The organism is Rathayibacter tanaceti, from assembly GCF_001634385.1.
Classification (GTDB): Bacteria; Actinomycetota; Actinomycetes; order Actinomycetales; family Microbacteriaceae; genus Rathayibacter; species Rathayibacter tanaceti.
In genome coordinates, this window is the sequence record NZ_LIIN01000305.1 from 1 (window position 1) to 623 (window position 623).

A 623-nucleotide genomic window follows, 5' to 3' on the forward strand; every position below is an offset into this window, starting at 1 on the left:
GGCCGCCGACGCCTCGGCTCGCGCGGACACGGGGACGCAGGTCGCGCGGGGGTCGAGCGCGGCCACCGCGCCTTCTGAGGAGCCGCACCCGCCGGGCAGCAGGCCGCCGTCAGCCTGTCTGGGCGGGCAGGTCGTCGGGCGCCGTGTTGTCGAGCACGCGGCCGTTCTGGTCGCCGACCGTGAGGACGGTCGTCGGACGGAGGTTGAGGGTGTCGCCGCCGAAGAGACTGTCGATGTCGACACCGTCGCGGCGGACCGAGTTGAGGGCGGAGAGGTAGTCGGGGCTGATGCAGAAGCGCTCGGCGATCTGCTCGCTGATATCACCGGCGGCCACGAGGTAGGAGGCGGGGGCGCCGTCGGAGGCGGCCCGCACCGTCCCCGTCGCGCCGCTCCGGGAGCCGGAGTCGCGCACCTCCTCGAGGTCGACACCGTCGAGCGTGCCCGAGCCGACGGTCCGTACCGAGCACTCCCCCGCCCCGCCCGCGACCGACCCGACCGGCACGGGCGTGACCGCGATGCTCGGAACGGGCCGCGACGCCGGAGCTCCGTCGGCGGTCGGCGCGGAGGCGCCTGCGCCCGACGACTCCGCAGGTGGCGCCGCTCCTGGCGGCTCCGCCGTGCAG

General features: G+C 76.1%; 1 pseudogene. It reads right to left on the minus strand.

Features of this window, described 5'->3' with window-relative positions:
• Positions 1–109: 109 nt before the first annotated feature.
• A pseudogene (locus ACH61_RS15775) lies at positions 110–623 on the minus strand (hypothetical protein); the annotation flags it as partial.